The sequence below is a fragment of the Polaromonas sp. P1_G2 genome (genome assembly GCF_056405515.1).
Genome location: NZ_JBFUBY010001493.1, coordinates 1 through 392, shown reverse-complemented (window position 1 = coordinate 392; position 392 = coordinate 1). Strand labels below are relative to the sequence as shown.

Annotated in this window: 1 protein-coding gene; it reads left to right on the top strand. The window is 59.7% G+C overall.

From position 1 onward, the window contains the following. A partial coding sequence (locus AC1D0P_RS31230; RefSeq protein ID WP_477680269.1) for a YceI family protein occupies positions 1–392 on the top strand: 392 nt, incomplete at both ends.

Sequence of the window (392 nt, the reverse complement as noted above, 5' to 3'; positions counted from 1 at the left end):
GTTCAAGGGCGTGTTCCAGATCGACAAGGCGATCGGGCGCTCGAAGGTGGAGTTTTCGCTGCTGCCGGCGAGCGTCACGGCCGCCGATCCGCGCATCGAGGAATTCATCAAGTCCGAACCGGTCTTCGACGTCGCCGAGCATCCGACGGTGAGCTTCAGATCCACCACCGTGGCACGCACGGGCGGCAACAGCGCCAGCATCGACGGCCAGCTCTCGGCCAAGGGCGTCACGCGACCGACGAAGTTTTCGATCACCTTCAAGGGACAGCAAGGCAAAATGTTGAAATTCCACGTCACCGGCAAACTGTCGCGCGCCATGTTCAACATGGATGTCGGCACGCCGATCTATTCCAATATGGTTGTCTTGGACATGGATCTGGTCGGGCAGAAGA